21 protein-coding genes are annotated in these 26077 nt (G+C 48.4%); 8 read left to right on the top strand and 13 right to left on the bottom strand.

The annotated features are described in order from the left end of the window. Positions 1 to 209 precede the first annotated feature (209 nt). Positions 210 to 2246, bottom strand: coding sequence for a molybdopterin oxidoreductase family protein (locus BP97_RS0124505; protein WP_028551488.1), 2037 nt, complete (start codon positions 2244 to 2246; stop codon positions 210 to 212). Between the two features lie 202 nt (positions 2247 to 2448). Between BP97_RS0124505 and BP97_RS0124500 the strand changes: the two genes are divergently transcribed. Genes BP97_RS0124500 through BP97_RS0124490 form a run of 3 tightly spaced genes read left to right on the top strand, consistent with a single transcriptional unit; the run spans position 2449 to position 6243 of the window. Continuing rightward, the gene (locus tag BP97_RS0124500; RefSeq protein ID WP_028551487.1) at positions 2449 to 3435 is read left to right on the top strand and encodes a substrate-binding domain-containing protein; all 987 of its coding nucleotides are present in this window, start codon (positions 2449 to 2451) and stop codon (positions 3433 to 3435) included. Beyond that, positions 3432 to 4916 carry a sensor histidine kinase gene (locus BP97_RS0124495; RefSeq protein ID WP_028551486.1) on the top strand — a complete coding sequence of 495 codons (1485 nt, stop codon included), beginning with the start codon at positions 3432 to 3434 and terminating at the stop codon, positions 4914 to 4916. The genes BP97_RS0124500 and BP97_RS0124495 overlap by 4 nt, the downstream gene beginning before the upstream one ends. Continuing rightward, the gene (locus tag BP97_RS0124490; RefSeq protein ID WP_028551485.1) at positions 4894 to 6243 is read left to right on the top strand and encodes a response regulator; all 1350 of its coding nucleotides are present in this window, start codon (positions 4894 to 4896) and stop codon (positions 6241 to 6243) included. The genes BP97_RS0124495 and BP97_RS0124490 overlap by 23 nt, the downstream gene beginning before the upstream one ends. 138 nt (positions 6244 to 6381) lie before the next feature. On the opposite strand, the gene BP97_RS0124485 is transcribed toward BP97_RS0124490, so the two are convergent. Together BP97_RS0124485 and BP97_RS0124480 are read right to left on the bottom strand one after the other, a co-directional pair. Next, a complete protein-coding gene (locus BP97_RS0124485) occupies positions 6382 to 6696 on the bottom strand; it encodes an MGMT family protein (RefSeq protein ID WP_028551484.1) in 315 nt (104 codons plus the stop codon). Positions 6697 to 6713: 17 nt separating this feature from the next. Further along, a complete protein-coding gene (locus BP97_RS0124480; RefSeq protein WP_028551483.1) occupies positions 6714 to 7388 on the bottom strand; it encodes a DNA-3-methyladenine glycosylase family protein in 675 nt (224 codons plus the stop codon). Between the two features lie 272 nt (positions 7389 to 7660). Between BP97_RS0124480 and BP97_RS0124475 the strand changes: the two genes are divergently transcribed. Together BP97_RS0124475 and BP97_RS0124465 are read left to right on the top strand one after the other, a co-directional pair. Continuing rightward, positions 7661 to 8260 carry a TetR/AcrR family transcriptional regulator gene (locus tag BP97_RS0124475; RefSeq protein ID WP_028551482.1) on the top strand — a complete coding sequence of 200 codons (600 nt, stop codon included), beginning with the start codon at positions 7661 to 7663 and terminating at the stop codon, positions 8258 to 8260. A gap of 107 nt (positions 8261 to 8367) precedes the next feature. Further along, positions 8368 to 8940, top strand: a complete 573-nt coding sequence (locus BP97_RS0124465; RefSeq protein WP_028551481.1) for a hypothetical protein — start codon at positions 8368 to 8370, stop codon at positions 8938 to 8940. 614 nt (positions 8941 to 9554) lie between these two features. Here the strand turns inward: BP97_RS0124465 and BP97_RS40330 are convergent. Continuing rightward, on the bottom strand, positions 9555 to 9770 hold the full coding sequence (locus BP97_RS40330; protein WP_156043302.1) for a hypothetical protein: 216 nt from the start codon (positions 9768 to 9770) through the stop codon (positions 9555 to 9557). A gap of 778 nt (positions 9771 to 10548) precedes the next feature. On the opposite strand from BP97_RS40330, the gene BP97_RS0124450 reads away from it, so the two are divergent. Then, positions 10549 to 11943, top strand: coding sequence for a sugar porter family MFS transporter (locus BP97_RS0124450; RefSeq protein WP_051620934.1), 1395 nt, complete (start codon positions 10549 to 10551; stop codon positions 11941 to 11943). Between the two features lie 299 nt (positions 11944 to 12242). On the opposite strand, the gene BP97_RS37300 is transcribed toward BP97_RS0124450, so the two are convergent. The 7 genes from BP97_RS37300 to speB (BP97_RS0124415) are packed head-to-tail and all read right to left on the bottom strand — an operon-like array spanning position 12243 to position 20214. Further along, on the bottom strand, positions 12243 to 13541 hold the full coding sequence (locus BP97_RS37300) for an MFS transporter (protein WP_064745734.1): 1299 nt from the start codon (positions 13539 to 13541) through the stop codon (positions 12243 to 12245). A gap of 53 nt (positions 13542 to 13594) precedes the next feature. Next, positions 13595 to 14527 carry an oligopeptide ABC transporter permease gene (gene opp4C, locus BP97_RS0124440; protein ID WP_081824340.1) on the bottom strand — a complete coding sequence of 311 codons (933 nt, stop codon included), beginning with the start codon at positions 14525 to 14527 and terminating at the stop codon, positions 13595 to 13597. Between the two features lie 21 nt (positions 14528 to 14548). Beyond that, positions 14549 to 15499: an ABC transporter permease gene (locus tag BP97_RS0124435; RefSeq protein ID WP_028551477.1), complete on the bottom strand. Its 951-nt coding sequence runs from the start codon at positions 15497 to 15499 to the stop codon at positions 14549 to 14551. Further along, positions 15492 to 16529 (bottom strand): ABC transporter ATP-binding protein, encoded by a 1038-nt coding sequence (locus BP97_RS37295; RefSeq protein WP_051620933.1) that lies wholly within the window; start codon positions 16527 to 16529, stop codon positions 15492 to 15494. Before BP97_RS37295 ends, BP97_RS0124435 begins: the two co-directional genes overlap by 8 nt. Before the next feature lie 43 nt (positions 16530 to 16572). Next, positions 16573 to 17547: an ABC transporter ATP-binding protein gene (locus tag BP97_RS0124425; protein ID WP_028551476.1), complete on the bottom strand. Its 975-nt coding sequence runs from the start codon at positions 17545 to 17547 to the stop codon at positions 16573 to 16575. Between the two features lie 20 nt (positions 17548 to 17567). Further along, the gene (locus tag BP97_RS0124420) at positions 17568 to 19205 is read right to left on the bottom strand and encodes an ABC transporter substrate-binding protein (protein ID WP_028551475.1); all 1638 of its coding nucleotides are present in this window, start codon (positions 19203 to 19205) and stop codon (positions 17568 to 17570) included. Between the two features lie 25 nt (positions 19206 to 19230). Continuing rightward, the gene (gene speB, locus BP97_RS0124415; RefSeq protein ID WP_331281322.1) at positions 19231 to 20214 is read right to left on the bottom strand and encodes an agmatinase; all 984 of its coding nucleotides are present in this window, start codon (positions 20212 to 20214) and stop codon (positions 19231 to 19233) included. Positions 20215 to 20552: 338 nt separating this feature from the next. Here speB (BP97_RS0124415) and BP97_RS39075 point away from each other — a divergent pair, with 338 nt between their 5' ends. Then, complete coding sequence (locus BP97_RS39075; RefSeq protein ID WP_051620932.1) at positions 20553 to 21155, top strand: ANTAR domain-containing response regulator; 603 nt, start codon at positions 20553 to 20555, stop codon at positions 21153 to 21155. A gap of 130 nt (positions 21156 to 21285) precedes the next feature. Here BP97_RS39075 and speB (BP97_RS0124405) read toward each other — a convergent pair whose 3' ends face one another. Then, positions 21286 to 22260, bottom strand: coding sequence for an agmatinase (speB, locus tag BP97_RS0124405; RefSeq protein WP_028551473.1), 975 nt, complete (start codon positions 22258 to 22260; stop codon positions 21286 to 21288). Between the two features lie 335 nt (positions 22261 to 22595). Between speB (BP97_RS0124405) and BP97_RS0124400 the strand changes: the two genes are divergently transcribed. After that, on the top strand, positions 22596 to 23204 hold the full coding sequence (locus BP97_RS0124400; protein ID WP_028551472.1) for a transglutaminase-like domain-containing protein: 609 nt from the start codon (positions 22596 to 22598) through the stop codon (positions 23202 to 23204). 77 nt (positions 23205 to 23281) lie between these two features. Here the strand turns inward: BP97_RS0124400 and BP97_RS0124395 are convergent, their stop codons facing one another. After that, positions 23282 to 25957, bottom strand: coding sequence for a YhgE/Pip domain-containing protein (locus tag BP97_RS0124395; protein ID WP_028551471.1), 2676 nt, complete (start codon positions 25955 to 25957; stop codon positions 23282 to 23284). Positions 25958 to 26077: the final 120 nt, after the last annotated feature.

Here is a 26077-nt window from a genome sequence, read left to right as displayed (position 1 = left end):
CCAATCTCATCTCAATGGCTTTCATCTTCACTTCTACTGGATAGCTTACTCTGGTTGTCAACGAAAAAACACCTCCAAGGTTGTCTCCATATCTTACGACATGGTTGCATTCTCTTGAAGGTGCTTTAATTTGTCTCACATTACGGGGTCAGTCCCCTATACGCAGGTAACGGTCTATTTATCTTATTAGCCGTCTGAACGTCATCTTGCTAAAGTTTATCCACCTGTACGCGGCCTGAGAAGAAGGTCGCTCCTCCCCCCATATCGGCAAGGCGATCCGGAGTCAGAGCGTTAACCGTTCTCTTGCCACCCGGCGAGTCCGCCCATAACCCTTGGCTTACTACCACTCCCGGCAGAACGTCTTCTCCGACCGATGCGGTCAGCTCGCATTCTCCGCGGCTGTTCCATACGCGAACGAGCTCTCCGTTCTGAATGCCGCGTGCTTGGGCATCCTTAACATTCATATGCACCTTCTGCGTCTTTTCCATACGGACATGCTTCTCATTATTGGAAAAGGTCGAGTTAAGGAAGTTATGATTCGGTCCCGGAATGAACAGAAACGGCAAATCCTCATCTTCGCAAAGCGGCGTATAGGTTGGGAGCGGAGGAAAGCCTCTTCTCTCCATAGCTTGGGAGTACAGCTCGATCTTGCCGCTCGGCGTCTTCAATCTTCCCGGAAACAGCGGCTTGACTGCTCCTTTCACATACTGCCGCTCTACAAGCGACTCATAGGTGATCCCCTCCAATACCGGATTGGCTGGATTATTAAGCGCCTGCCTAATCAGCTCCTCGTCCGTATCGCGCAGTGCCTGATCTTCAAAGCCCATCGCTTGCGCAAGCAGGCGGAATACATCGACATTCGATTTACTTTCGCCATAAGGCTCGATCACCGGCTGTTGTATTTGAATATAATGATGCCAGTAGGAGGCGTAAAAATCCGTATTCTCAAACGCTGAAGTAGCCGGCAGCACGATGTCCGCATAGCGTGCAGTTTCGGTCATGAACAGCTCATGGACGACGGTAAACAAATCTTCGCGCTCCAGTCCCTGCCTTACTTTATTCGCCTCCGGAGCCACTACCGCCGGGTTCGAATTGTAGACGTAAAGCGAACGTATAGGAGGGTCCAGCTCAAGCAATGCGCTGCCCAGCTGGTTCATATTGACTTGACGCACCTTACCCGGCAATAAATCTGGACGCATCAGTGCGGACTCATTGTGACCTAGAACAGACCCATTGCCTTTGATTGCGCCGCCGCCTGGCACAAGCCATTGCCCAGTAAGCGCGGGCAGACAGGAAATGGTACGGATGCACATCCCTCCGTTATCATGATGCTGAGGCCCATTGCCGATCCTTATAAACGAAGGCGAAGTTTGCCCGTACATACGGGCCAGCTTGTAGATATCCTCCACAGGCACACCGGTAATTCCCGACACGGTGACCGGATCATACTGCCGGACATGCTTCCGCAGCTCCTCATGGCCTACGGTGTATTCTTGCAAAAAGGCTTCATCTGTCATCTGTTCGTCGAACAGAATGTGCATGATGCCTAGCGCCAAGGCTGCATCCGTACCTGGCTTGATCGGAATGAACCAATCGGCCCAACGGCCGGTCTGGTTTTTATGAACGTCGATAACGACGATCTGGGCTCCATTCTTCCTTGCTTTCTCCGCAAGGACCACCTGGTGCATATTAGTGCTGACCGTATTGATCCCCCACATGATAAACAGCTTCGCATGAACGGTATCCTCTGGATCGGTCCCCACGCCTGAGCCCATCGTGTAGCTATAGCCTTCCGAGCCTGCCGCAGAGCAGATAGAATACTTCAACCGGGTTGCACCCAGACGGTGGAAAAACCGCCGGTCCATCCCCTCTGTTCCGATTAATCCCATGTTGCCATAAAAGCTGTAGGGCATGATCGCTTCCGCACCATGCTCTTCCATTGTCTTTTTCCAGTTGGAAGTGATTGTCTCAATAGCTTCCTTCCACGTAATGCGCTCGAATTGCCCGCTTCCCTTTTTTCCCGTCCGTTTCAAAGGGTATTGAAGCCGCTTGGCGTCATAGATTCGCTCGCCCATATTACGGACCTTGTTGCAGATGGCCCCTTGGGTCACCGGATGCGACGGATCTCCTTCAATTTTCACGATTTTCCCGTTTTCCTTATGAACCAATAAACCGCATTGATCAGGGCAATCCAATGAACATACGGATGGAAACACTCCTGTTTGTTGTTGAATAGCAGAACTCATGCTGTAGCTCCTTCCGGTCCTGTTCGAATTTGGCCGATAGACGGTCACACAGACTCTTCATAAATATCAGTTTATGAAAAAGCCTTGGATTAGTAAAGACTTGTATTCCAAGCTTACCCGACTCGCCTCGGTCCGTTTTGGATTATGCCGCCAGTTTTGTATAATGAACGTATAGTATACAGCTAGCCATCGGGAGGCAAGTATGTCGAATCGAAGATGGTCTATAGGCCTTCTTATTCTTAGCTTAGTGTTCATCTGCCTGCTGCTGCAATTTTTATTCTCAACAACGCGGATTCGGGAGCTGGCTCAACCGCCGTCAGTCGCGTTGGAACCGGCACCGCGGCACATTGTACTCATTTCGCAAGAGCTGGATAACCCGTTCTGGCGATCCGTTGAGCAGGGAGCCCGCGCTGCTGCCCAGCAGTACGGCTGGGAGCTGGAATATACCGGCTCTTTCCGTATTAATCTAGCCGAGCAGACGAAGCTGCTCGAGAAGGCGATTGCCGCCAAGGCCGATGCCATTCTGGTTCAAGGTGTTGGCAATCCGGAATATAAGCAATGGATCGATAAAGCGATTGCCAAAGGTATCGCCGTCCTTACTGTAGATACAGACGAACCGGACAGCACGCGGTTGTCCTATATCGGAACAGATAATGAAGAAGCAGGCCAACGGATGGGTGAGCTTGTCGTACAAAAGACCGGGAGCGCGGGCAGTATTGGCGTTCTTGTCGGGAGCTCAGCCGAGAGTCAGAGGTTACGACTGGAAGGGTTCCAAGAGGTTATTCACGGCTACCCTAATCTCACCATTACGGAGGTGCGAACGTCCAATATTTCCCGGCTTCAGGCTGAACAGCAAGCGGCCGATATGCTCGCGAAGTATCCGCAGATGCAGATCATGGTCGGATTCAGCGCACTGGATGGCATAGGCATCATGAAAGCAGCCGAGCGGGCTAATCGGAACGATCTGCAAATTTATTCCTTCGACGATTTGCCGGAAACCATCGATGGCATCCGGCAAGGAAAAATAGTTTCCTCCATCGTTCAGCAGCCCTATAAAATGGGATACGATGCTGTCGGTCTGCTCAACCATTATTGGAGCGGCCAAGCTTCGGAGAAGCAGCACTTTATTCCTACCACCGTTCTTGATCCGGCCAGCTTGGGTGGCACCGCAGGAGGTGCTAGCCAATGACGATACGTACCAAGCTGCTTTTGTTTATCCCTTTGCTGGTGCTTCTGGCTAATGCCGTGACCTTCTTCGTCTTTGAGAGCGGGAAGATCGTTCAGAGCAGCTATAACAGGACGATGGAGCGAATGCTTCAATACAAGCAAGGCGCACAAACAGCAGAGCAATCTCTGAAGACGTTATACGGCTACTTACTGAATCCGCAAGGAACCGATACGACGGATATCGAACGAGGGCAAGCCGAGATGGCAGCCATTCGCGAGGAGCTCACGGCACAGCTGCCCTCCTCTCTACATCCTTCAGAACTGACAACCTACCTTCATATGCTGGACACGCTCCAAGAGCAGGAGCAAGCTTCTCTCGCCTCAGCGCTCGCCCATTCTCAGGCCGAAGCGCTAAGCCATTATGAAGATGCAGAGGCCACTTTCGGATTTATCCGTGAGGAGGGGCAAAGTCTCGTCGATCTGGAGCTGAGCTCCTATCAGCCTGTCTACATGCAGCTGCAAGCGGAAAACAGCCGGATGAACCGGCTCGGAGCAGCTGTGTTTGTAGTCAATACGCTGCTGGGGATCGGGCTTGCCTTATGGATATCCGGCAGCATTACTGGACCGGTTCGCCGTCTTGTACGAATGGCTCAGCATTTTTCCAAAGGTCAGCTGCAGTCGGCGACTGACTCCGCACCCCCTCGTTCAGAAGATGAGCTGGGGATTTTATCCGATGCCTTTAAGCAGATGATAGCGGATTTGTACATTCTCATCGAAAAAGATAAGGAAAGCCTAGAGAAGGACCGTCTCGTTAAGGAATTGGAGCTTCAGGCTCTGCAAAGCCAGATTCAGCCCCATTTTCTATTCAATACGCTCAATGTGCTTTCCAAGCTGGCACTGATTGAAGGTGCGGAGAAAACGAGCGACCTTATCGTTTCTATGTCCAATCTGCTGCGCTATAACTTAAGCAGATTAGATCAACCGGTGACACTGAAGGATGAGCTCGACCATGTTAAAGAATACATAGCCATTCAGCATGCGCGTTTTCGCGATCGGGTGAGTTTCGATATGGAGATCGATTCTTCCGCTCTGTCCGCACCTATACCCGCCCTTACGATTCAGCCTTTGGTGGAAAACGCCTTTTTGCATGGCATTGAGAGCATGGAGCAAGGCGCCGTGATTCGCATAGCCGTTCGGAGGGACTCCGAAGGCATCTGCCTTGCCGTCGAGGATAATGGAGTTGGAATGAGCGAGGATGTACGGCAACGACTGCTCCATCTGGAGGGCGGAGTACGACCCGCTATCGGGGAGTCGTCGGAGCAGATGAAGAAACCGTCCACAGGACTCGGGACGGCGAATGTTTTTAAACGACTGCAATTGTTCTTTGAACGGAGTGATCTGGTAGCTATTCAAAGCAAGCCCGGGAAAGGAACCCGTATTCTTATCCGCATACCTGACGGAAAGGAGAGTGCATCGACCGATGTATCGACTGTTGATAGCTGATGATGAAGCTTTGGAGCGTGAAGGTCTGGAATGGATCGTTCAACGCATGCTGCCGGATCAGTTTGAAATTATCCATGCCGAGAATGGCAGAATGGCCATCGAACGAGCGGAAGAGCATCGTCCGCACATTATTTTGATGGATGTCAACATGCCGGGCATCCAGGGCTTGGATGCGCTTAGGGAAATCAAAAGGCAGCTGCCTGAGACAAAGATGGTGCTCGTCACTGCATATGACTATTTTTCTTATGCCAAGGAGGCGCTAACCCTTGGTGTAAAGGAATACATAGTGAAGCCTGCCCGAAGGGAGCAAGTCGTTCAGACCCTTCAGCAGCTTGTAGCTGAGCTGGAACGGGAACGTCTGAAACGGATGGAAGACCTGCAGCTCCGGGATAAGGTGTCGCAGCTGCAGCCGCTCGTAGAGAATGAGCTCGCCCTCATGTTTATGGTAGATCAAGTGCTTGGAGCAAGCGCTCCCTTACTATCCGAGTGGCTTGACTTTCCTCTGGATCAAGGCTGCTCTGTTGTGATTGCATTCTCCGAGCCCGAACACGTATATTCGCTGGATAAGAAAAAAATGTACGATACGGTCCGCAGCTTCGCCAAGTCTCACTTTGCTGGACCTTCTCTTATCAGCTCCTTTATCGATAGGCATATGGCCGTTTTTCTGAGTAAACCGCCTGACGTTCAAGATTCGGATTGGCAATCTATTATGCGCCAGTACGGAGAAAAACTTTGCTCAATAACGGAGAGACAGCTTGCCCTTACGGTCTCCATCGGTATCGGCTCGACTCATTCGGATGTCGAGGGCCTGCGCAAATCCTACTTTGAGGCTGTGTTTGCTTCGACCTATTTTGAACAAGGCGGCAAAGTATGCTTATTTGCGGAGCTGAGGAAGCAAGGCGGGGTCTCTTCCCTTAGCAATCCAAGCGATCAAAGGGAATCCACAGAGCATCGATCCTATGTATTGTCCGCCCTGCAGCGCATCCGCGAGGAGCGCGAGGAACAAACGATCCATGTGCTGGATAAGGCAAAAAACTACATCGAAAGCAGATTCACCGAAGATATTTCGCTCGAGGAAGCAGCCGATTTCGTTCACCTCAATCCCCACTATTTCAGCAAAGTGTTCAAGCAGCATATAGGGGAAACGTTCATCGATTTCCTTACCCGACTTAGAATCGAGAAAGCCAAAGAACTCATGGCTTCTAATGAATTAAGTCTCAAAGAGGTTTGCTTCGAGGTTGGCTACAAGGACCCTAACTACTTCAGCCGGGTGTTTAAAAAAGTCACCGGAATGACCCCGACCGAATTTCGCGGACAAGAGAACTAAACTTTGGGTCAAATAAAGAACTGGCTAATAAAAAGGGCGTGTATTGACCCGAAACGGATTATACATGCCCTTAATGATTAACTTGTAAAAGTACACGATCGCACCGCTCTTCCATAGCCTTGTTTACTCCACTGCGCATTAATCGCACGGAGGATGAAACTGCCAACGGGGCAGATCCAGTTTGCCTTGATCATCCACCGTAACCCCTTCATTTTGCAGGTGCATGATTTGTATGAATCTGGATTCCTCTTCCTGAAGCCCTATCTCTCCTTTGGAGTTGACGACCCGGTACCAGGGCAGGTTGTATTTCTTACTGGAAGAGTGAAGAATCCGCACGACCTGCCTTGCCGCTCTCCGGCTTCCGGCCAATTCAGCAATCTGCCCATAGGTCATCACATGCCCTTCCGGTATTCCTTTAATAACCTTAATAACCTGTTCGGTAAAAGGCGTCATCCCTTACACCCGCTCCCTTATTCACGCTGCTGCTCAGCGAGCTTCTCGCGAAATTGCTTATACTCTCCTGCACCAACATATCCCTGATTAATAGCTTCCCATAAATACAAAGAAGCAATCGAACGATACGGCTCCCAAGCCAGACTCTGCTGCTCCAACGCTGGACCGTCCCCTCGTTCCCCTTCATACAGCCACAAGGCTGCGCGGCGTAGCCCCACATCCCCCAACGAAAGCACATTCTCCCGCCCCATGAAGAATATCAAAAACATTTCCGCCGTCCATCGGCCAATTCCTTTTACCTTCGTCAAAGCATCGATGGCTTCCCCATCGCTCATGTCGTGCCATGCAGTGAAGTCGATTTCTCCTTGCTTGACCAGTTGGGCAAGCCCTTTGATATAGCCTATCTTAGGCCTGGAGACGCCCGCGGCGCGCAAGGCTTCCTCCGAAGCGGTCAACATAGAATCCGGTGTGATCTCGCCGCATTGTTGTTCTACACGTTGACAAATTGTTGCTGCCGCTTTGACAGAAAGCTGCTGACTGATCAGGGACTTGGACAAGTATTCAAAACCATCCGTACGTTTCGGTACGGTTAGTGGGCCAACCGCTTTAACCAGCTCTGCCAATCTAGTGTCTTGAAGGCATAATTGACGAAGTCTTGGCTCATCTGCATGTAATTCGAATAAGGATGTCATGGGGGTTCCTCATTTCCAAAGATCTAATTAGATTCAATCAACATCAAGCCTGTCCATTTCCTAAAACGTCCTTATAAGAGCCAGCTAAGTAATCGAACATACTTTCTATTTATTATAATTGCCGATCAAAACTTACTTCAAGCGGTTCCCTCGTGCTAAACATCGCACAGCTTATATTTTTTTTATTTTATGGAATTTACCCATTGATAAAACTAATATCATTAGTTAATATAAAACTAACGTTATTAGTTTTATTAAAAAGGAGCTTACCCATGTCACCACGAAACGGACTTGATTTACACACGGTTTTGCAAGCGGCAGCAGAAATGGCCGACTCCCAAGGACTGGACGAGATTACGTTGGCCTCCCTAGCTCAAAAGCTAGATATCAAATCTCCCTCCCTGTATAACCATGTCAACGGATTGCCAGGTCTTCGCAAAAAGCTCGCCGTTTACGGGCTGGATCAGCTGCTTGATGTCATGACTCGTGCAGCCGTAGGCCAGTCCGGTGCTGCTGCCGTACACGCGATTAGTGAAGCGTATATTTCTTTTGCCCGAACCCATCCGGGTTTGTACGATGCAACGCTTCGTGCTCCAGATGCAGCGGACACGGAGATCCAAAAGGTTGGGGGAGACATCGTCGATCTCGCCGTACGCGTGCTGCACGCTTACGACTTAAAAGGCGACGCTGCCATTCATGTCGTTCGAGGATTACGCAGCCTTCTGCATGGCTTTGCTTCACTCGAACAACGGGGTGGCTTTGGGCTGCTGCTTGATCTCGATGTCAGCTTCCGCCTGCTGATCGATACCTTCCTTGCCGGTATTGAAGCAATGAAACAGAACTCAGAAACCATTGCTAAACCAGAATTATAAAGGAGTGGAAGGCTATGAGTTTTTTATTGTTCGTCATTCTTTTTAGCGCGGGATGCGGATGGCTGGACGCAAAGGTCCGTTCCACCAAGCGAAAGGAAGGGATGTAAATGTTCGCAGGACATTTTGGTCTGGCCGCTGCTGTGAAAGCTAAGACTCCGGAAGTGCCTCTGTGGGCGCTCATGCTGAGCACACAACTGCTGGACATCGTGTTTGTTCCGCTTTTCTTGTCGGGTGTAGAAACGATGGAGCCAGTTGACGGAACCGGGTATGGGGCAAACATTATCTACGCCGATTATACCCATTCCTTGACAGGAGCACTGCTTATCTCGTTGCTTGCTGGCTTGTTAGCCCGATACTTCTGGGGAAAACGTAGCGGTCTCGTTATCGGTTCCGTCGTATTCAGCCATTGGCTTGTCGACCTGTTAGTCCACCGGATGGACCTTCCGCTACTCCCTGGCAACTTGGGTCACCTCCCCCTGCTCGGCTTCGGTTTATGGCGATTTCCAACCATCAGCATAGCGTTGGAGCTCTTACTTCTTGCTGTTGGATTTATTATGTATGCCCGTTCTTTATTATCCGGCAGTATTGGGAAAACAAGAGCTTGGGCCATTGCGGCAAGCGGGGTTATGGGCGTGCTGCTCGTGTTGTCGCTAGTTACGGATGTTCTTGGGGTGGGGTGAGGGGGAATGTACTATCCCTAGAGTTCGGCTAGGGATAGTCGTTCATTCTTTTTCTGCTCGAAACTATTCTTTTCTTCTGATTGCCTTTACCTGTTTTTCAAAACTTCTTTCTCCTTGGATTCTTGGTAGGGAAGAGGCTCATTTCTAGTGCAATTCGCTTTACTCTTGATAAAGTAAGAAAACATCGAACCGAACAGATCTATGTCTTGAAAAAATCCTTATAAACAGACTGGTTTTTTTCCAAAAACTTCCTTCCCCTATATCCCATATCCCATCTCTCCTTTTCATCCATATCAAACAATAATTGTAAAGTTACTTTTTTACATACCGAATCGTCCCTAGTATAAGGAGTATGAAGCCTAACAAAGAAGTGAATAGAGGGTATACGAGGGGAAAGAAAATATTCGGTAAATAGTTGTTAGTTGTATAACCAATAAATGTTGATGCTTGCGAAGAAATCTGTACTAACTTCACTCCCAGCAAATGTTCCGCGCGTTCTGGATAAGAAAATATCTCTTCCTCTGTTGTCTTATCCTTATTTACATAAATTAGTCGCCAATTTTGTGATTTAATTTCCCAGCCGTTCCAATTTTCCATCAAATTTTGGATGATAATCAATTGTTGTGTATTAGTGTTTTATCGAAAACTATAACAAGATTTAACATAGATAAAAAATTACTATCCCTCTCAATTTTAGGAGGCAGCCAAGCTTGTGTTGGTTCAGTTACCTCTTTTCCATTGATTTTAATTGTTACTAACATTACGTGTTCTTCTTTTCTAAACTTAAAATTTGATTCTGGTGAATCCATCCCAGTATCTTTTGTTATCACCTATTACATTACCTTCCCATTCAAACGGAGAAGCCAATATTTTTTTCGACTTTACCTCCTTAACTACTTCATACTCATTGAATATATCAATGACCGGTTTTATTTCATATCTTGAATTCACACTGGAACTCAACCAACTCTCTCGAATTATGGAAAAGAGAGGGTAGGCGGATAATATCAGTAGCACTGTCCCAGTAAGTAAAAAAATAATTCCAATTCTTTTTGGCTGCAACATAAAACGTCCTTCAATTTTTCCAGGGCTAAGATAGCCTTAGCCCTGGAAATAATCATTTCTCATGATTAGATTATTAGTTTTCATTCCAGAAGTCATCAATTAAACCAAGAGCTAAAGTAGATGTCACGAACCCCATCTCATAAGCCCTTATTCTTTCTCTTTATCGACCAAATACGCTTACCACTTCACGATAAAATTTAAGAGCCTGCTTTATCCATTTTTCAAATGGTATACGTGTGTCCTTGCTAAATGCATATGTTTTAAACTAAATCTATCAACTCCTCCTCCAAAGCTAGATCACAGTGACTCATTCTCTCTCCTTGGAGGTCGAAAGACCACCGCCCTACCACCCAAGCACTTTTTTGCTCGTTAGTAACAAATATGTGCTACCTTTCCCTATTTGTATCCCCTAAAAAAACCAGAACAAATTAAGTGCAGGAACAACACAAATAAGTGAAGACGATTGCCCGCTTCCCCTGTTCTTACGCGTGCTATAATGAATCTCGTTCGCAAGGCAGGTACGACAGAAAGGGGAACGTTTCTATGGAAATGACCATGCCCACATCGGACGAACAAGCCAAGCTAGGCAGCATCAAGTTCGTCACGCTCGTTTCAATTGTAGCCGCATTGGGCGGATTATTATTTGGATTTGATACTGCTGTTGTTTCGGGAGCCATCGGGTTTATGCAAACCCGCTTCGGTTTAAATGAAGTGCAAGTCGGCTGGGCCGTATCAAGTCTTATTATCGGTTGTATTATTGGGGCTGCAAGCTCTGGGGTCCTTAGTGACAAGTTTGGCAGGAAAAAGGTGCTGATCGCCGCCGCTCTTCTTTTTATAGTAGGATCGATAGGATCAGCTATTCCGGATACATTCACCGGATACATCATCGCTCGCATGATCGGAGGTCTCGGGATTGGGATCACCTCTACCTTGTGCCCGCTGTACAACGCAGAGATCGCACCCGCGAAATACCGCGGCCGTCTGGTAGCTTTGAATCAGCTTGCAACCGTTACCGGAATTTTCCTGGTTTACTTCGTTAACTCCGGCATTGCCGGGTCAGGAGATGAAGCATGGAATATATCCACTGCATGGCGTTGGATGTTCGGTGTCGGTGCTATTCCAGGATTCTTATTCCTGGTGCTGCTCTTCTTCGTTCCGGAAAGTCCAAGATGGTTAATCAAACAAGGCAGACCGGTAGAAGCGCTTCCTATCCTGCTGAAGATTCACGGTGAGGAACTCGCTCGCCAAGAAGTGTTAGATATCAAAGAAAGCTTCAAGCAGGAAAAGGATACTACCATCCGTCAATTGTTCCGTCCGGGCCTGCGGATTGCGCTTATCGTCGGAGTGGCGATAGCGGTTTTACAGCAGGTTACCGGGATTAATGCCATCATGTATTATGCTCCAGAAATATTCAAGCAAACCGGCGCCGGTACGAATGCGTCGCTTGTTCAAACGATTTTGGTAGGCTTAATCAATTTCTTGTTCACGATTCTTGCCCTTTGGCTCATCGACAAAGTAGGCCGCAAAGCGCTGCTGCTCGTCGGCTCCTCTGTCATGACCCTTTGTCTTGCGGTTATCGGTATCGCGTTCCATACGGGACATACCTCCGGACCACTTGTCCTTATCTTCATTTTGTTATATGTCGCGGCTTTTGCCGTCTCGCTCGGACCTGTTGTATGGGTGCTGCTGTCCGAGATTTTTCCGAATCGAATCCGCGGCAGAGCTACCGCAATAGCCTCTATGGCGCTTTGGGCTGCCGACTACGTCGTATCTCAGTCGTTCCCTCCGATGCTTAACTCGGCAGGACCTGCCATGACCTTCTGGATCTTCGGTGTCATGTCCTTGATCACTGTCCTGTTCACATGGCGTGTAGTACCTGAAACCAAAGGCAAATCCCTCGAGGAAATCGAGTCTCTTTGGTATGCTAAGAAAGCTTAAGTTGCATTGAAAAAAGACCGCCTCGAAAGAGCGGTCTTCTTTTTTGAGAACCCGATAAACTTTGAAATATGCCTTGATGCTCCGGTGGAGTATCCCCCTCCTGCCGCTGTTGTTCTCAGGAAATATTCAATTGTATTGTATTAGCGGATATTTCCTGATGGATGCTATCGCTCTTCCGAGGCATACCCCACCTACTTTACAGCATATTTCCCGTAAGGTTTCTCAAAAACACAGACCGCCCAAAAAAGGCGGTCTGTGTTCACTATCAGCATGCTGCCGCAGCTAGTATAGCTTCAATTTTAATGAGGCAAGGTGCGAAGCTTCACTTCCGGCACCGGATCGGGATCTTTGTTCATATTCGAATGAATATAGAACATCACCAGGGCCGCTAGAGACGAGAGCGTACCCAAGAAGAACACAGAACCTATTCCCCATAGATCAAAAGCATGGCCGAACATAAGAGGTCCGATCATCCTTCCAACATTGGCGAATCCGCCTGCCAGACCCATGTAGAACGGAGCATGAACTCCAGACCTCTCTGAGAAGAAGGTCGGTATGGCCGGCAACAGCATCATCTCACCCAGCGTAGCCAGAATCATTCCGATAATTAAATAAATGTACAGCTCGTGGAAAAATAAAATGAACGAGAACGCAGAAACAGAGAACAATGCGCTGATCAGCATTTGCCGAACGATATTTTGCGCGAACCTTCTTTTAATCCAGCTTGTAAAGGGCTGCCCGACAAGAATAACAATTCCGTTAACCGTCCATAGTAAGCTGTAGAACTTCAGATCCATTCCTTGCTCTTCAATATATGGAGCTACTCCTGTGGACCATTGGGTGAAAGATAGCCAGAAGAACATCGAGCCAATCGATATAAACAAGTACAGCTTAATATTTCGAAGCAACTGTCCGCGGTTGAGCTGCACGATTTCCGCTCTCGCACTTACAGTGCCTTTCCGCTCTTCTTTTTCCGGTATGGCTGCATCATCACCGATGGACTGCAAAGAGCTTTCCTTCATAAAGAAGAACAAGAAGATAGCGAACAACAGCGTAGTACTTCCTGTCAGCATGTACGTCAGCTTGAACGAGATCGATGCGATAAGCCCTCCGACCATAGCGCCAATAGACAAGCCGAAGTTGTTGCATACATACATCACGTTGTACAGCTTGCGCCGATGCTCCTTCCACCTGAAGCCTACATAAGCGTTCATCGAAGGCATCGAGATGCCATTCGTAAAGCCGAGCAGACAAACGAGCATAATATAGATCGGCCAGCTATCTGTAAATGCAATGGCGAACAAAGCCAAGGATGAGAGCGTAAAAGAACCGGAAATCATCGCTTTGGGTCCGATCCTGTAATACAGATTACCGCCTACGAATTCCCCCAGTACGCTGAATAGTGCTTGATAGAGGACGATCAGTCCGGCCTCTCCGTACGATTTACCCATTACATTATGCACATATAGTGTGGTCAAAGGCCACATGACCGCTTTCCCCGTAGAATTCACGAAGCTTGCCGTTAGGAAGAACAGCGCATCTCTAGGAAAAGATTGCATAACGGACCTTACTGCAGACGAAGCTTGTTTTACGTTCATTATTTTCCCACCACTATCATAGTAAAGTCGTCGCCGGCCCTGAGCCTTCCCCGTTAAGCGTTAATTTTCTTCGGATCCATAGCATCCCTTACACCGTCACCGATAAAATTAATCGATAGTACGGATACGATAATAATGAGCCCTGGAGGAATCCACAGCCACGGCTGACTCGTCAGTGCCGTAATCGACTGAGCTGCATTCAACATATTACCCCAGCTGGCTGTCGGAGGCTGAACCCCCATACCGAGAAAACTAAGCGAAGATTCGGATAAAATAGCCGCAGCCGCACCGAATGTCGCATTAACGAGAATCGGTCCCAACGCATTAGGAAGGATATGCCCGAATAGAAGCCTGGGCGTGCTTAGGCCGAGCGCAATACCCGCTTTGACATATTCCGTTTGCCGCAAGGACAGTACACTCCCCCGGACGAGCCTGGCGACGGAAGGCCAACCGAGCAAAGCCAATACTATTATAATATTCGATAATCCGGTGCCAAGTACAGTGACTAGCACCAAAATAACCATCAAGCTCGGAAACGACATGAACACATCAATCACCCGATTGATCACCATATCGACCCAGCCGCCCATATATCCGGCAATGGCTCCGATCACCGTACCTATAATAACATATAGGGCCACGGTAACTACACCCACTGACAGCGACACCCGTGTCGCATACATTAATCGGCTCAATACATCACGCCCCACTTGGTCCGTTCCGAGCCAATGCTCGGCGGATGGCGCAGCGGAGAAAGCTTTTCCGATGGCATTCGGATTGTAAGGTGCAAGCAGCGGGGCAAAAATACCGATGAAGATCAACAGAGCAAGAGCAGTTAAGCCGACCACCGCCATTTTATGCTTCAAAAATCGCCTCATAATGATTTTGGCATAACTGTCGGAAACAAACTCGGGGGATCGGCTTTGAAGAAGCGAAGGCAGAGCTTCTGCTGCGGTCAGTTCTTTTTGCATATCCATCGAAGACATAAGGTTTCTCCTCCAGTCATCCTAATTGTACTTAATACGCGGATCGACAACGGCATACATCATATCAGACCATAAATTGGCGCACAGCACGGTTAGAGCAGCCAGCATGTTAATACCCATCAGCAGTGGAAAGTCGCGGGAAAGAATAGCCTGAATCGTGAGCTGGCCCATGCCGTTCCATTGAAAAATACTTTCTGTAATAACCGCTCCCCCGATCAAAATCGGGATGTCCAGTCCAGCAATAGTAATGACGGGAATGAGCGCATTTTTGAGCGCATGCTTGTTGACGACAAAGAACTCCTTAACTCCCTTGGCTCTTGCCGTTCGCAAATAATCCTGACCCAGCACCTCCATAACGCTGGAGCGCACATATCTCACCATTCCTCCGGCAATGGATGTTCCGAGAGTAATTGTAGGTAAAATAAGATGAAGCACAGTGTCCCACACTCCCCCATTCCCGCCCATGGTGCTCATGCCTCCGGTAGGCAAAATGCCCAGCAGTACTCCGAACACATAAATTAAGCCAAGGCCCAAGAAAAAGCTTGGTATAGACACGCACAGAAAGGAATTTGCCGACATGAAATAGTCGAACTTGGAATTGGCTTTGACGGCACAGTAGACGCCGATAGGAATGGAGATCAAATAACCGAATACAATCGAAGCTCCCATCAAGATCAAAGTGGGGCCGATACGCTCTGAGATGAGATTGACGACCGGCTGGAACGAGCTGAAGGAATGACCCAAATCGCCGTGAGCCAAATTAAGCATCCACTTCAGGTAGCGAATCATGAACGGGTCGTTCAAGCCTAGGGCCTCACGGCGAATCGCCTTATCCGCTTCGGATACATCGGGATTGACATACATATCGACAGGATCGCCCGGGACGAGATTAATAATGATAAAGTTCAAGAAGGTAACGCCCAGCAGCACAGGAATTGCGATCAACAACCGGCGGATCACATAATTAAGCATAGGCGCGTTCCTCCGATCCTATCCCTTCCAATTCTCCGAGCGGGAAGTGACAGGCCACCCTGTGCTCACCTGCAGACAAGCCCGGCTCCCGCTCTCTGCAGATCGGCTGAGCTATGGGACAGCGCGTATGGAATCGGCATCCTTGAGGAGGCGAGGCCGGACTTGGCACATCTCCCTCCAGCACAATGCGCTGTGCATTTCTCATGGCGGGATTAGGTACAGGGTAAGCATCTAACAGTGCTTTCGTATACGGATGTCTCGGCATAGTGAATATCTGTTTCTTGGGGGCAATCTCCACGATCTTGCCCAAATACATGACTGCGATACGGTCACTCACATACTTTACCGCTCCGAGCCCGTGTCCGATAAACAAGTACGTTAAACGAAACTGCTGCTGAAGCTCTTTCATCAAGTTTAATATTTGAGCCTGAATCGATACATCAAGTGCTGAGACCGGCTCGTCGCAGACGATAAGCTTGGGCCGCAGACCCACCGCTCGGGCAATTCCGATCCGCTGGCGCTGTCCACCGGAAAACTCATGCGGATATTTGCCCAAGCTTTGCGCCGATAAACCTACAAGCTCCATAAGTTCAGCCGCCTGCCGAACCGCCTCTGCCTCGCTCACACCGGTCAATGTCCTCAATGGCTCTGTCATTAATTCAACAATCCGCTTGCGGGGATTTAACGAGGAATAAGGATCTTGGAAAATCATCTGCAAATCAGAGCGAAGGGACCTCATCTTCGATAAACCCATCGGTGCAAGATCATGGCCTTGGAACAGAATGCTTCCTTCAGTAAGTTCCTCAAGCTTAATAATGCTGCGGCCCAGCGTCGATTTCCCACAGCCGGATTCCCCTACCAGTCCTACCGTTTCGCCGGGATAGACGTCCAGGTCAATACCGTCTACCGCTTTGATATGGCCGACCGTTCGGGAGAACACCCCCCGTTTGATCGGATAGTATTTTTTGACCCCTCTCAGCTGCAATAGAGGCTCCTGCGGTACTGCTTCACTCCTGCCGGTTGTCAGCATCGTCGTTCCCCTCCATCATTGGGATTTGGTTATTTTCATGGTGTTACTGCACATCTCCAATACCGGCAAACCAGCATTTCACTTTATGTCCCGGAGAAGCCTCAACCAGCGGTGGCGCATTCCTGCACATCTCGGAAGCCATGGAGCACCGGGCTTGATAACGGCAGCCCTCCGGCATATCTAGCAGGGAGGGAACTGCGCCCGGTATAGACTGCAGCTCCTCATCCTCCAGCTCCAAATGAGGAATGGACCTCATTAATCCGATGGTATAAGGATGCATAGGGCGCTCGAATAGCTCATAGACCTCAGCCTCCTCGACCACCTGTCCTGCGTACATGACGATAATTCGGTCCGCCATTTCAGCCACGACGCCAAGATCATGTGAGATTAGAATGATAGAGGTGTTGGACTCAGCACGGATTTTTTTCATCAGTTCCAGAATCTGTGCCTGAATGGTAACATCCAGGGCGGTTGTCGGCTCATCCGCTATCAACAGCTTCGGCTTACAGGCTAGCGCCATGGCAATCATCACGCGCTGCTTCATGCCTCCCGAGATGGTATGGGGATATTGATGCATCACTTCCTCAGCTCTTGGAAATCCGACGGCCTTGAGCAGTCCAACGGCATGCTGCCATGCCTCCTTGCTGCGCAGCTTCAAATGGATTCGGATCGATTCGGTCAGCTGGTTGCCGATCGTAAATACTGGATTGAGCGAGGACATAGGGTCTTGAAAAATCATCGCGATATCCTTCCCGCGAAGAGAGCCCAGCTCGCTATCCGGCATAGAGACCAGATCTTGGCCTTGGAACAAGATAGAGCCGCTCTTGATGCTGCCGTTGCGACCGAGCAGCTTCAGAATGGATAAGGAGGTCACGCTTTTGCCGCAGCCCGACTCGCCTACAATGCCTAAAGTCTCTCCCTGCTTCAGCGAGAAGCTGACATCATCGACTGAGGTCACCTCCCCTGCCTCGGTTCTAAATGATGTTCGAAGCTGACGAACTTCCAAGAGCTCTTTCATGTGTTCACCTCATTAGTTCGTTATTTGCGGTACCATTCGTTGACGCTGTAATGCATTCCGTCCGTCACACCGCCTTTACCCTCAACCGATTTGGAGATCGCGATCAGATTGTATTCGGAGTACACGGTAATTAACGGGACATCCTCCTGAATCGTATTTTGCAGCTCTTTATAAATCTGGAACCGCTTGTCTTTATCCGTCTCGTTCATTCCGCGATTGAACAGATCGTCAACCGTCTTACTTTTATACCTCATATCATTCAAAGCAGCTGTAGAACGATATACCGTAGCCGGGCCATCAGGGTCCATCAGGCTGCCGAAGCTGCTCAATGTCAGATCGAAATCCCCTTTGACGAGTCGAGAAACGGTGGTCGGAAAATCAAAGTTAACCTGCTTAACCTTCAGTCCAATCGCTTGAAAATTTTGCTGAATAATATTGCCCGCCATTTCCCTTGTCTTATCTCCGGTCGGAACAATCAATTCAATGGATTTGTTCATATCGAAGCCCGCTTCCTTCAGCATCTGCTTCGCTTTCTCCGGATCGAATCCGTAGGATTTCACATTTTTATCATGATAAGGATGCGAGTTGGAATAAGGGCCATCCTGCAGCTCTCCCGCTCCCGGCATCAATTGATCGACGATCATCTGGCGGTCTATGGCATAGGCCAGAGCTTGCCTCACCTTCTTATCCGGGAAACGCTCCATGTTAATTTCGATGGAATTGTAACGCCTAGTTTGCTGCTCCTCGGTTCGAAGATTTGCGAAGGTTTTGACCGTCTTCCATTCGGACGCCGGTATATTGCCCGAGCCTTGAGCAGCATTCATATCGAGCTCACCGGATTGCAGCTGGGCGACCATGTTGGAGGCAGGCATAATTTTGACAAAAACCTTGGCAATTTTCGGAGCGCCACGGTAGTAATTCTCATTAGCCGCCAGCTCCACATAGGATTTGTTTTCGTATTTAACGAATTTGTACGGCCCTGAAGTCACATTAGGATTTCTCCAGAACGGATTCTGGTTCAATGTCGCCGGATCGGCGCTCTCCAATACATGCTTAGGGACAATAAGTAAATCGCTCAGCCTTTCATACAGCAGATTAGGATCAACCGGCTTCGATGTTTTCAGCTCCAGATGCTTGTCGTCAATGACCTTGATCGAAGAAATTTTATCCTGACCTGCTGGAAGCATGCCCTTCTCGTTCAAGCCATCCAAAGCAAATATCGCGGAGCGCTGTGTGGTGATGGTCTTTGGATTGACGATCAAATTAATCGTAAACTCTACATCCTGAGCGGTAACCGGTTTGCCGTCCGTCCAGTTCGCGTTGTTACGAATCGCTATTTTATAGGTTTGGTTATCTTCGGTGGTAAAGGATTCCGCCAATGCCATTTTGAAATCCAACGGTCCTACTGTCTTCACCAATGAGTCGAAAAAGTATCGGTATATGAATACTGCCCCGCTCGAACCGCTGCCGTCAGAATCAATCGGATTAAACATTAACGGCGGATTCGTAATCCCGACGGTCAATTGACTTCCTGCGGTACCGGTCATACTGCCTGTTGCAGCTGCAGAGCCTTGCTCCGTAGCGGATGGTTTGCTGCAGCCGGCCAGCATCAGCACAGCGAGTGATATAAGGCCCCATGTCTTGTATGTCTTCTTCATCGACTCATCCCCCTCTGGTTCTGTTCTAGCCTACAGCTACCGCGTCTTCGGAAGCCGCAACGCTGTCCATACGACGTCTGACTGCGAGCAAGCACACAAATTCGAAAGCGATATTCGCTGCGTTCAATGCTGTAATTTGATTGGCATCCCGGTCAGGGAGCACCTCCACCAGATCAAAGCCGATAAAGTTCATTCCTGCCAAACCACGAAGCATTTTTTGCGCCTCGTATGTCGTGAAGCCGCCTACTTCTGGAGTGCCCGTTCCCGGCGCATAGACCGGATCCAGGAAATCCACGTCGAAGGTAAGGAACACAGGTCTGTCTCCGACCCTAGCCTTGATTTTCGCGCACAGCTCTGGAATGGTCAGCTCCCGGACGTCATCGGTTGTAAGAACCTCGAAGCCCATTTCTCTAGCATCGGCCAGATTGTTCGGCTTAAAGGTGCTGCCTCTCATCCCCATTTGAATGGAATGCTCTGCATCGATCAGCCCTTCATCCACCGCATAGCTGAACACCGCTCCGTGCGACCACATCCGTTCAGGATTTTTGGATCTTCCCGTATCGGAATGGGAGTCAAAATGAACAAGGCACACAGGGCCATGCTTCTTGGCCGCCGCTCTAAGGTGAGGAAGAGAGATGGAATGGTCACCGCCCAACATAATCGGCACAATACCTGCTTCGAATACAGGCGTCAGCTGCTCTTCTATAGCCTGATACGATTGCTCTATATAGCCAGGGTGCACCGTCAAATCACCGTAATCAATACCAGACAAAAATTCTGAAATATCGATGTTGTGGACCGGAGATATCGGGCGAATACGCTGTGACATCGTGCGGATGGACGAAGGTCCGAAACGGGCCCCAACCGCATAGCTGACTCCTGTATCGAACGGAACGCCAATAACAGCGAAATCGACATTTTCTAAGGTCTGTACATGAGGAAGGTGCATAAACGTGTGGATTCCAGAAAATAAAGGTCTACCCATTTCAATTTGCGGACGGTACATCATAACTCCACTCTCCCTTGTTATTATTTAGTCTAATAAACAGCACAAAGAGGCCGTTGTTAGATTCAACGGCCCCTTTGCCTATACAAATCATCGCTTGGATGATTGTGTACTATGCAGTTGTTATGAGCTCATTATAGACCAAAGATAATTTAATGTCAACTAACATAACATTATTTTACGATAATCAAAACAAAAGCATATTTATTGTTATTTTATATAACATATTAGTAACATATTTATTGACTTTTTTGATTGATTTCTTCAATAATTAACATATACCTCACTCGCTATTTTATGTCTCTTCTCAACTTCATACTCTAAAATCGAGGTGATCATGCATGAAGACCCGGATTTTACACCTACACGACATTCCGACGACCAAGTGCCGAGTGGATCTAAGATTGAAGGAATTGGACTATTGGGTAACTTCGATCGAAGCCGGTAATCTCGCCTCCTTGCAGCAGCGCAAGTTCGAAATTGTCGTACTGGACGTCCCTGCCTGCCGACTTAAGCCTTGGCTTCACGAAGCTAATTCACGTTTTGTTCTTCCCCTGTTTTGGTGGTGTGAAGAACGCAAGCCCGCTACCACCGCTCCCCACGACAAAGTAGACGGCATTCTCTGCTGCGGCATGAATGACAATGAGCTCCAATGGTCACTTTTGCTCGGAATCAAAAGCTTTCAACGAAGACTGCACCTTGAACGGGAGTACAGCTTTCTTGCCTCCAAATTCGAAGAAAAAAAGCTGGTCGACGACGCGAAGATCATGCTCAGCAAGGTCAAAGAAGTCAGTGAGACGAAGGCTTATGAGATGATGCGCACCCAAGCCATGAACGAAAGAAAAAAGTTAGTCGAAGTGGCACAAGCCGTCCTAAGAACGAACAACCTCTCGTCCAGAAACACAGCCTCCTCCCAACTTAAGAAGTACGACTACACCCAATAAATAGCCGCGACCAACTGCATTTACACCTCTCACGATTCGTTCATCCATAAAAAATCGCGCTTATCCCACAAAGGATAAGCGCGAAGTACTTGTTTTTGCGCGTCATTACTCTAAGCTAAGCTATGCTGCGTTAACCCGTTACCGCCTCCGTAACAACCCGCTCCATTGCACTCCGCTTGTTCAAAGCAAGCAGAGTGATAACCTCATAAACGATATGCGCTGCATTCAGTGCAGTAACCCGGGTCGGATCGCGATCGGGCAATACTTCAACCAGGTCAAAGCCAATAATATTCAGACCGGCAAGCCCGCGCAGCATCTGTATGGCCTCGTAAGTCGTGAAACCGCCGACTTCCGGAGTTCCTGTACCGGGAGCGAATACCGGGTCAAGAAAATCGATATCAAAGGTCAAAAATACCGGTTTATCTCCTACCCTTTGTTTAATCCGGCTGCACAACGCCTCTACGCCAAGCCTTTTCACTTGGTCCGTCGTCAGCAAATCGAAGCCGAGATTTCTCGTCTCCTCATAATGCGTCAGAGCCGAGCACCCCCGCATCCCCATTTGAATAGAGCTTTCTGTATCGATCCAACCCTCGTGAGCACCATGCCAAAACATGCTGCCATGAGAATATGGACGACTCTCATCCATAGGCTTCCATGCGTCCGAGTGGGAGTCAAAGTGAACCAGACTGATCGGACCATAGGTTTTGGAGGCCGCCAGAACATGCGGGTAAGAGATCGAGTGATCGCCGCCCAAAATAACCGGCACGATCTTCTTCTCGAAAATCGGCTCCAGCTGTTCTTGAATCACCTCATAGCTTTGTTCAATATATCCCGGATACACCGTCAAATCTCCATAGTCAATCCCAGATAAATACTCGCTGGAATCAATGCCTTGAGCAGGATTCGTCGGTCGAATCCGTTGAGACATTTCCCGAATAGCCGATGGCCCGAATCGCGTTCCAACCGCATAGCCCGCTCCAGTATCGAACGTATTCCCTATTACGGCATAATCAACATTCTCTAATGTTTGTACATGAGGCAAATGCATAAACGTGCGAATCCCCGCAAAACCTGGCTTTCCTTTTTCAAATATTGGACGATACATCAACAGCACCTCCACACTAAATATTTAGTTGCATAAACCATTCATTTGCTTAACCGCGCACAAAAAGCCGCCTTCTTTGTATTAAAGAAGCGGCCCTATTGCCAATTCAAGCTTGACGATGCTGGCAAGCTTGAACTATTTAGTTTTTCGTGGTTTATGTTAAGTAAGTTAACATATAAATTCATTCAAGTCAATACTTACTTTTTTTTCGCTTATTCCGCTCCAGTTATTGACAAAACCACACTTAGAATTCATAGTTAGAACATAAATAAGTGACACACATATAACATTTTATTGTGTTTTCACAATCATTTGGGGAGGTGTACCGTGAAGATATGAATCTTATATGCGAATCCAATCAACTGGCAGACTACTTATCGGAATCGGATGTTATCGATCTTCAACACCCGTCAATTCAAGCTGCTGCGCAAAGACTCCATAGTGGACACAATGATGAGCAAGCAATCGTTAAAGCCGCTTTTGAATTTGTGCGGGATGAAATTGATCATTCCTGGGATATCCAGGGCTCGATAGTTACTAGAGCCGCATCGGAAGTGCTTCAGCATCGCCAGGGCATCTGTTACGCTAAATCCAATTTATTGGCCGCACTCCTCCGCAGCTTGAGCATCCCTACTGGGTTCTGCTATCAAAAGCTGACTCTTGGCGATACTCCAGACACTGGATATTGCATTCACGCCTTGAACGCCGTATATCTCCACTCCCTGCAGCGTTGGGTGCGTCTGGACGCCCGCGGCAACAAAGAAGGAGTTCAGGCAGAATTTTCAATAGACGAGGAGCAGCTCGCTTTCCCCATTCGCTCTCATTACGAAGAAATCGATTATCCGGTCATTTACACCGAGCCGAACGTGAAAACGATGGATACCCTCGCCAACAATACTGACGTGCTGACTATGTATCTCAACCGTCTCCCTACTGACTTATGATAATGAACGTGTAAGACACTCCAAAGAGCACCCTGGGCCGAATTCGGAATTCAACCTCAAGGTGCTCTTTATCTTCATTACGGGATCAGCTTTGTCTGTCTCGCTTTCTCTGCGACCCGTTTAGTATAGCCGCTAAGCGGCTTCTTCAATGCCAGGGCCACCACATAGCACAAAACAATGAACACAATCAGGAAAAAGATATCCTTGAGCGCAACCGCCCATAAAATTCCCCCGACTGCTTCACGCATCACTCCGACTGCGTAAGTAAACGGCATAAACGGGTTCAAGTTCTGAAAGAACGGCGCAGCCGTGCTAACAGGGAACGTTCCGCCCGAGCTAGAAAATTGCAGAACAAGGAAAATAATCGCCAGCCCTTTGCCGATATTGCCGAACACAGATACCAACGTATAGGTGATGGTAATGAACACGTTGCTGATCAGAATCGCAAACAAGACAAACCATATTTTGTGTACCACGTAAGTCCCCAACAGGAAGAAGTCACCCAGAGACACGATCAACGCTTGAGCGAAGCCGATGGTCAGGAAAATGCAAAGTCTGCCAAAATAGACCTCATAGCTTTTGTACACTCCTTCCGCACCTTCTACATCCACCCTCATTAAGGAAACCAACAGCATAGCTCCTACCCATAAGGAAAGCGTCGTATAAAAAGGAGACATTGCCGAGCCGTAATTCGGAATCGGGAATTTCTTGTCTTCCTTAATCAAGATAGGATTGGATAAGAAATCACTTTCCTTTTGAATATCGTTTTGCAAAAATTGCAGCAGCTCGCTGATGCTGTTCCCGCCCTCAAGCCTTCTAATCTGATCCGCTGTTTTGCGAACAGCATCCTCAAACTCCGGAAGATTGTTTCTGACGAGGCCCGCCACTTGATGCACAGCGCTTTCCAGCTCCGAAAATCGAGTCTGATATAAATTCGACAGCTTACGCAGTTCATCTTCTAAGGCAGGCAAGTCATTTCGCACAAAATCCGCTGCTTGATGAACCTTTTGTTCGATCCTCGGCAGATCGTTGCGAATGAACGGCACTGCTTCATTGACTGCTGTCGTAAAATCATTCATCTTGCTCTGAATCGTAGCTGAAGCTTCATGAATGCGAGTCCGAATCTGCGGTAAATCCTTTTGCAGCGCATCCAGCTCAGTTTGAGCAAACCGGATGCCGGTCTGGGCATCCTGCAGAATTGCTTTAATGTCCGGCAGCTTGGACTTTAACGTCTGCAGAACGTCCGATGCATTGCTCGCAACGGATTGAATTTGGCTTAACGCTTTAGTGATGTTCGGAACAATCTCCGAATCATACCGGGACAGGATATCTCCCAGAGCCGTACTGGCATCTTTGGATAGCTTATTTAAATTGTTGACGATATCTTTGGCCGGCTTCTCACCCTTTTGAATGGAAGTCACAATGGCGTTAATCAGCTGCACCTGCTGGCTGAAATTCGATCTCACGCTCGTCAAACGGTCAATTACGTTACCGAGAGGATTCCCCGGTAAATAGCTGTTCAGCCTTGTGAAAAGATCAATTTGGCGATCCAATACTTTTACAGCCGTATTCAAACGGTCTGCCGCAAAGTTCAATACCGCTAGCAAGGACTTAGGGTCGATATTGGCGTCTTGCAGCTGTTCAGTAATTTGCGTCACGGCATCCGCTGTTTGCTGAAGCAAGATCAAATTCTGTTTGATAACAGGAATAAGCGCTTGAAAAGCGGCGTCATTTTTTTGCAAAAAATCGTTCAGCTGATCGGCAAAAGCCCCGCCATTGGTTGCAATAGCTTCGATCTTGGGCAGCGCCCCGAGCGCAGCTCCAACAATCTCATCCGCCTTGCGGACATCATTAATGGCTGTATTCATCGCGTCTTCGACCTTATAGAAGTTTTGGTCGAGCTCTACTAGACGATCGGCTGCCCGCTGGATATCCGGCAGCTTTTCTTGGATGAGCAGCACCTCGCTTGCCACTTCATTGATTTTGGGCCATTGATCCTCCACCTTGAGCAGTGCCGCTCCCGCTTTATCTATCTCCGGAATTTTCTGCTCCAGCTCGACGATCTTGTCGCCTTTTTCACGAAAATCCGGCAGCTTTTGTTCAATGTCCAGCACCTTGTTACCCATGTCCTCGATTTCAGGAAGGCGCGTCTCGAGCTCAAATATACGCTCCTCTATCTTACGGATCGTAGGCAGCTGCTGCTCGAATCGGAGGCCCAGCTCCTTCATTCGAGTCAGTACCGTCTCACTTACGGTTTTGATGAAATTTTCACTGATCTGCGAGGTGACGCTGGATGCGCCTTTTTCAGTGATTTTAGGAGCGACCGCATTAATTTTTTCGTTTACGGTGTATTGAATCTCAGGCTTCTGTACTTCGCCTTCCAGCACCTTGGCAATTTTCCTCGAGAAATCGGCCGGTATGAGCAAGCTGGCGTAATACGTCCCTCGTTCCACACCGCGAGTGGCCTCCTCCTCATCGACGAAGATCCACCCCAGCTTATGATTATCCTTCAAGCTTTCTAAAACCTCGTTGCCGATATTGAACTGTTTATCCTGTACGGTAGCTCCCTCATCCTTGCTGGTTACCGCAATTTTGATGCCGGACGTATTCGCATACGGGTCCCACATCGCTTTTAAGTTAATCCAGGCATACACGGATGGTAAGATAGCCAGGGCAATCATCAGCAGTAAGCCCGTAGGAACCTTAGCTATGTTAAGTAAATCCGTCTTATATATTTGATAAATCCTCTTCATTCGCAGTCCACCTAAGTTGATGTCATTTGTTGTTTAATTTATCCTCACATTCCATATTCCATACTTAGTGCCTTAGAGATCGCCCCAATCCTAATACCGTACTTCATCCAACCTTCGTCG

Origin of the sequence: Paenibacillus sp. UNC451MF (assembly GCF_000686845.1) — a bacterium.
GTDB lineage: Bacteria > Bacillota > Bacilli > Paenibacillales > NBRC-103111 > Paenibacillus_S.
Note: the sequence above shows the minus strand (reverse complement) of the source record. Positions and strands in the feature narration are given on the sequence as shown.